Annotated in this window: 6 protein-coding genes; 5 read left to right on the forward strand and 1 reads right to left on the reverse strand. The window is 67.9% G+C overall.

Going from position 1 to position 6,548, the window contains the following annotated elements:
• Positions 1-11 precede the first annotated feature (11 nt).
• Entirely contained in the window at positions 12-1,502 is a 1,491-nt protein-coding gene (locus tag ACE37B_RS08570) for a class E sortase (protein ID WP_409922858.1), read from the forward strand.
• A gap of 17 nt (positions 1,503-1,519) precedes the next feature.
• Here ACE37B_RS08570 and ACE37B_RS08575 read toward each other — a convergent pair whose 3' ends face one another.
• Positions 1,520-2,299 (reverse strand): enoyl-CoA hydratase-related protein, encoded by a 780-nt coding sequence (locus ACE37B_RS08575; protein WP_409922859.1) that lies wholly within the window; start codon positions 2,297-2,299, stop codon positions 1,520-1,522.
• Between the two features lie 80 nt (positions 2,300-2,379).
• On the opposite strand from ACE37B_RS08575, the gene ACE37B_RS08580 reads away from it, so the two are divergent.
• From ACE37B_RS08580 to ACE37B_RS08595, 4 genes are all read left to right on the forward strand, one after another.
• Positions 2,380-2,733 (forward strand): hypothetical protein, encoded by a 354-nt coding sequence (locus ACE37B_RS08580; RefSeq protein ID WP_409922860.1) that lies wholly within the window; start codon positions 2,380-2,382, stop codon positions 2,731-2,733.
• 110 nt (positions 2,734-2,843) lie between these two features.
• A complete protein-coding gene (locus tag ACE37B_RS08585; protein WP_409922861.1) occupies positions 2,844-3,419 on the forward strand; it encodes a TetR/AcrR family transcriptional regulator in 576 nt (191 codons plus the stop codon).
• Between the two features lie 144 nt (positions 3,420-3,563).
• Positions 3,564-4,973 carry a carotenoid oxygenase family protein gene (locus ACE37B_RS08590; RefSeq protein WP_409922862.1) on the forward strand — a complete coding sequence of 470 codons (1,410 nt, stop codon included), beginning with the start codon at positions 3,564-3,566 and terminating at the stop codon, positions 4,971-4,973.
• 125 nt (positions 4,974-5,098) lie between these two features.
• A complete protein-coding gene (locus ACE37B_RS08595; RefSeq protein ID WP_409922863.1) occupies positions 5,099-6,421 on the forward strand; it encodes a diguanylate cyclase in 1,323 nt (440 codons plus the stop codon).
• The last annotated feature ends 127 nt before the right edge of the window (positions 6,422-6,548 follow it).

Below are 6,548 nucleotides of genomic sequence, written 5' to 3' on the forward strand. Positions count from 1 at the left end.
CGTCGCGGGCAGTGTCCGAGACCGAAACGCCCTCCAGCCCGAGGCCAGGCGCGCCCGCCGAGCCGCCGGCGCCAGGTGCGCCCGCTGACGCCGCAGGTGACTCGGCCCCGGGTTCGGTCAGCAGTCGGACCGCTCACACCGTTGCGCCTCCGGCCCCACCCGCGCGACCTCACGCAGCACCCATCGGCGCACCCAGCCTCACCCGGCGCGGACGAGTACGCAAGTGGGATCGACCACCTCCACCGCATGATTGGCGTTGGTGGGTCGGCAACGTCGGCAAGACCCTCATCGCGCTCGGGCTCCTCATGTTCGGTTTCGTCGCCTACCAACTCTGGGGCACCGGCATCGAAACGGCCCGCGCCCAACGCGGCCTCGAATCCGAGTTCGAACAACTCCTCGCCGACAGCACTCCCCCCTCGTTCGACGAGGTCGCCACATCCGACGACGGCCCGTCGGCCGACAACGCCGCCTCTACGACCGACGACGCCACCGAGAACGCAACCGGCACGACCGACACAACGGATGCATCGACCGACGGCGCAGCCGACAGCGACCCGGGGTCATCGACTCCACCGCCCGTCGTGATTCCGGTCGAAGCCCAGAACATCCCGCCGCTCGACGACGGTGACGCACTCGCTCGAATCGAGATCCCGCGCCTCGGAGTCAACGACATCGTCGTCGCCGGCGTGGAACCCAGCGACCTCAAACGCGGCCCGGGACACTTCCCCGACACCCCGATGCCCGGACAGTTGGGCAACGCTGCCATCGCCGGCCACCGCACGACCTACGGCCAGCCGTTCCACGACGTCGACAAGCTGCAACCGGGCGACGAGATCATCGTCACGACGCTGTCGGGCAGCTTCACCTACCGCGTGACGGGTACCCAGATCGTCTCACCGGCCGACTACCACGTGGTCGCGACCACCGATCCGAACCGAGCGAACCTCACGCTCACCTCCTGCCATCCGAAGTGGACCGCCCGCGAGCGCATCGTGGTCTTCAGTGAACTCGACTCGACGTCGTCGGCGCCGGTCGGCGAACCGGTGCTGAACTACGGCCGCCCGATCGTCGCTCCGTCCACCGGCAGCACCGCGAACGGCGGGCTCGTCGACGACCAAACACCCGCAGGGTCTGGGAGCGGCAGCGTGACCGGCAACATCGACGGCGGCGCTTCGACCGGCGCCCCCAGCGACGCCGGCGCCGGCGGCGTGTCGGGCACGCTGACCGAGACCGCGACCGGCGACGACATCCTCGCCGACGAGCCCGCGACCCCCGCCGGCTTCGCCGATGCGTTCTCCGAAAGCTGGTTCAGCGACCCCGACGCGAACCCCCACGTCGGCATGTGGGGCCTCGCCGTGTCGATCATCGCGCTCGGCGCATACCTCCTGAGCCGCCGGTTCCGCCGCGACTGGGTCGGCGCCGTCGCCGGCTTCGTGCCGTTCTTCGTCGCGCTGTACTTCTTCTTCCAGAACGTGAACCGGCTGCTGCCGCCGAACCTCTGAGCGGTTCGCAGAACCGCTCAGCGACCGGCGAAGTCGGGGCGGCGCTTGGCGAGGAACGCGTCTCGCCCTTCGGTTGCGTCGTCGCTGGCCCAAGCGGCCGATCGAGCACGTTCGAACACGGCTCGATCATCGTCGTTCGCGGCAGACGTCCCGGCGTGGAGCCCGAGCTTGTGCGCTCGGATGGTCAACGGTGCCAGCTGGGCGACTCGTTGCGCCCACTCCATCGCGGCGCCGAGATCGCCGAGCCGTTGCACGCCCCCGGTTCGATGGAGATCGGCCGCGGTGAAGGTCTCGGCAGCCAACAGCATCGCGTTGGCGATCGGCGCGCCGAACTGGCGCTCGACCTCGCGAATCGTCCAGAGATCGACAGCGAGCCCGAGCTTGGCGGCCGGGATTCCCAGCAGGCTGTTCGGCGTGGCGATGCGCAGATCGCAGGCGACCGCGAGCTGGGTGCCCGCACCGAGCGCCGGGCCGTCGATCGCGGCGATCACCGGCACGGGAAGGCGACCGAACCCGGTCAGCACCTCGGCGAGATCGACGGCGAACTGGCCTTCCTCGACACCCGTGAGGTCCGCGCCGGCCGAGAACGCGGGCGGCGCTCCGGTGAGCACCACGCAGCGCACGACGTCATCCGTGTCGCCAGTGCCATTACCAGTGTCGTTGCCGGCGATCGCGCTCTGCAGTTCCGCTTGGATGTCGAGGAGCTCGAGGAGCGTGGCGTGATCGACGGCGTTGCGGCGCTCCGGGCGATCCAACGTGATCAGCAGTACCGCACCGTGTCGTTCGACGTTCACCATGACCGGCTCACCATGACACGCTCACCATGACACTTTCACCATGACACTTTTCCCATGGTGCCGTACGCTAGGCGCCCGACATGACGAGCTCAGAAAACGGCCACGACTCGGATCGTGCGGCATCGCCCGATCCCGACACCTCGGCCTCGACCGCCGCGCCGCGCACGGTCGGCCCCGACGGCGCGGTCGACCCCGTTCGGGTTCGTCGTGCCCAGATCGCGAAATGGACGCTGCTCGCCAACCGCGTCGGCTATCTCTTCGTCGCACTCGCGATGGCGCTGTTCATCATCGCCTTCGCGTTCGAGTTCACGGCCGTGATGGCGACGCTCGTCATCGTCGCACTGGTCATCGGCTGCGTGCTGCTGGCACCGTCGATCATCCTCGGCTACGCCGTGAAGGCCGCGGAGCGCGACGACCGCGAACGCGGATTCTGAATCGATGTCGCTCGATCCCCTCGACTCCATCGGCCGCGTCGACTCCGTCGGCCCGGTGACGAGCACCGCCTCGCCAACGACGACACCTGCGGTTACCATCCGGTAGCACCATGTCGCAACGACTCCCTGCCAACGCTCGCCGCGAGCAGATCCTCGATGTCGCCCTCGACGTGTTCGCGGCGGCGGGGTTCCACGGTGCGTCGATGAACGACGTCGCCGAAGCCGCTGGCGTGACGAAACCGGTGCTGTATCAGCACTTCGACTCCAAGCGAGAGCTCTACCTCGCCCTGCTCGACGAAGTCGGCAGCCGACTCCTCGAAGCGATCGCGAAGGCGACAGCCGAGGCAACCGACGGCAAGAGCCAGACCGAACTCGGCTTTCGCGCCTACTTCCGCTGGGTCTCCGACGACCACGACGCGTTCAAACTGCTGTTCGGCCCGGGCACGTCGAGCGACGCCGAGTTCGCGGAGGCAATCGCCCGGGTCACGAGCGAAGCCGCCAACGCAACGGCGCCCCTGATCGCGGTCGACATCGACGAATCGCATCGCCGAACTCTCGCGTATGCGCTGGTGGGTCTCGCCGAAGGCGCTAGTCGCCGACTCGTCGAGCTCGGAGACGAGTTCGATCCCGACGAGATCGCCCGAGAGGTCTCTGCCCTCGCCTGGGCTGGCCTCCGCGCCCTCTGACCTCGACGCTCGAGTCACCGCGCCCCCATCACGCCGGAACATCATGGCGGCGCGCCGAACGCGTGCCGGCCACCGCCTCGCACGGCCGGAGCTCGCTGAGTTGACAGGTGTTCACTCATTTGGTTGGATGTCGAGATGGTCGATGTGAGCAACCAGCAGGACGTCAGCGATCTCGGAGACGGCGCTGCGCCCGGTCAAATGGCTGGCGCGTTGCCCGTGTGGCGGCCGAGCGAGAGCCCCTACCTCGGCGGCAACTTCGCGCCGGTCGAGCGAGAGGTCACGGCGTTCGACCTGCCGGTGACCGGTGAGATCCCGGCCGAACTCGACGGTCGCTGGCTGCGCAACGGCCCCAACCCCGAGGGTCCGGTCGACGAGGCCACGCATCACTGGTTCATCGGTCACGGCATGGTGCACGGCGTCCGGCTCCGCGGCGGCAAGGCCGAGTGGTACCGCAATCGCTACGTCTCGCCACCCGAAGCACGCTCGACGGGAGCTTTCGGCGCGAACACCAACGTCGGCGGGTTCGCTGGCACCACCTGGGCGATGGTGGAAGCGGGCAGTCCGCCGGTCGAACTCGATTACGAACTGAACTCACGCGGCGAGAACCGGTTCTTCGGCACGCTCGACGGGCCTTTCACTGCGCATCCGAAGTACGACCCGTCGACGGGCGAACTGCATTCGATGAACTATCACTGGCCTGATCTCATCGATCACGTCAACTACACCGTGGTCGGCCCGGATGGCCGTGTCACCAAGAACCTGGCGATTCCCGTGAACGACATGCCGATGATGCACGACATGTCACTGACCGAGCGGTACGCCGTGATCTACGACCTGTCGGTCACCATCAACCTCGACGTGCTCGCCGCGGGGTATCCGTTCCCGTTCAAGTGGGACGCCGACCGGCCCTGTCGCGTCGGATTGCTGCCTCGCAACGGCACGGCCGACGACGTCATCTGGTGCGACGTCGACCCGTGCTACGTGTTCCACCCACTCAACGCCTACGACGCCGCTGACGGCACCGTCGTGGTCGACGTGTGCCGCTACGACGACATGATGGTGAACGACCGCCGCGGTCCGTTCACCGAGCATCCGCCGACCTTCGACCGCTGGGTGATCGACCCGGTCGCTCGCCGGGTCACGGGCACCACGATCGACGACCTCCCCCAAGAGTTCCCCCGGCACAATCCACGAGTCGGCCTGCGCGAGCATCGCTACGGCTTCACCTCCGAGGTCAAGCTGCACGCCGTCGACCTGCACGGGGCGATCAACAAGCACGACCTCGCCACCGGATCGGTCGAGCGGCACCAATTCGGGTTCGGTCGCGGCGGGGCCGAACCCGTCGTCGTCCCCAAGGCCGATCGCACCGAGGAAGACGCCGCCTGGATCCTCACCGTGGTGTACGACGCGACGAGCGACCAGAGCGAACTGCACATCCTCGACGCCGAGGCGATCACTGAGCCAGCGGTTGCGCAGATCGCGCTCCCGCAGCGTGTCCCGTTCGGATTCCACGGCAACTGGGTGTCCGACTCGAGCGTCGCCCCGTCGTCCTGACCTGCCCTGACGACGGACTCGACGCTCTCCTGACACACGGCGCTCAAGCAGGGGCGGCGCAGAGCCGATGAGGTCGTGTGTGGTGCACGGGAGCCAGTCGAGCTACAGCGATCGTCGCAACGGCGATGGCATCGACGGTGACGCTCGCGTCGCCGGTGCTCGCATCACCTGAGTCGGGTCTCGACAACCAGGATGCCGTCGCAGTCATCGATGCGGCGATCGATGCCTTCGAAGACGGCGACGACGACGAACTCGAGCGACTCCTGGACTTCGCCGACGACGGTGGTGTCTGGATGCCCGATGCCGCGCTGGCCGCCTTCCTCAGCGGCGACCAGGAGGAGATCGTCTTCCAACGAGATCTGCTCGACACCGATGACGGCGACCTCCTCCTCGAGGCGTCACGATTCGTCGACAGTGAACGGCGAGCACTCGATGCGATTCCACCCGAGGGAACCTCCGATCCCGACGTGATCGACGAGATCGACGTGTCTGATCGAGACGGCGCGACAGCGCTGCAGATCATCGACTACCGCGGGCTCGCGATTTCCGACGACGCTCGACGTGCGCTCGCGCCGTTTGCGGCCACGGCCGGTGCCGCGCCGGACGCTGACGTGTATCTCCGGGCGATCGCTGACCTCGACCCCGACGCACCCTTTGCGGTCCCCGCCGAAGCGGTCGTCGACGACGGACCAGACAACGTCGACGTCACGGTGAGCTCGGAGCAACCGCCGGCCGAGCAACCCGCGACCGAGCAACCCGCGACCGAACAACCCGCGGCCGAGCAACCCGCGGCCGAGCAACCCGCGATCGAGCAACCCGCAGCCGAGGCGGTCCCGTCACCTGCTGCTCCGGTGGAGCCAGCGGCCGAACAGGCGTCGACCTCTCCGATTCTGCTGCTGCTCGTCGCAGTTGCGGTGGGCATTGCCGCGCTGGCGCTGTACCTGGTGACCAGTCGCGGCCGCCGACACGATCGGCTCGCCGACATTGCGTTCACCGACGGGCTCACCGGGCTCATGAACCGCCGACGGCTCGATGCCGACGTCACCGAACGAGCGCATCACGCGCAGCCGACCGCCGCGCTGATGGTCGACGTCGACCACTTCAAGAGGTTCAACGACACACACGGCCACTCGATGGGGGACGAGGTGCTCCGTCTCGTCGGCGCCGTGCTCACCCGCGAGTTCCGAAAGACGGACGTGCCCTACCGGTACGGCGGAGAAGAATTCTGCGTTCTGCTTCCCGACACCACCCAAGCAGAAGCGGAAGCGGCCGGCGAGCGTCTGCGCGCGGCGATCGAACGGATCGAACTGCCGATCCCCGACCGGATCACGGCGTCCGTCGGCGTGTCGATCGGACCGGCCTCGGCCATCTCCGACACGATCGAGCGAGCCGACGCTGCGCTCTACAACGCAAAAGAACTCGGGCGAAACCGAGTCGCCAGCGCCTGACCACGACCGCGGCGCTCACCATGTCACCACCTGACCTCCTCCGACCTCCCGACCCGTCGTCGCGACGCGACACACGGGCGCAACGACGCGACACACGGGCGCAACGACGCGACACACGGGCGCAACG

The organism is Ilumatobacter sp., from assembly GCF_046290335.1.
In the GTDB taxonomy this organism is placed as follows: Bacteria; Actinomycetota; Acidimicrobiia; order Acidimicrobiales; family Ilumatobacteraceae; genus Ilumatobacter_A.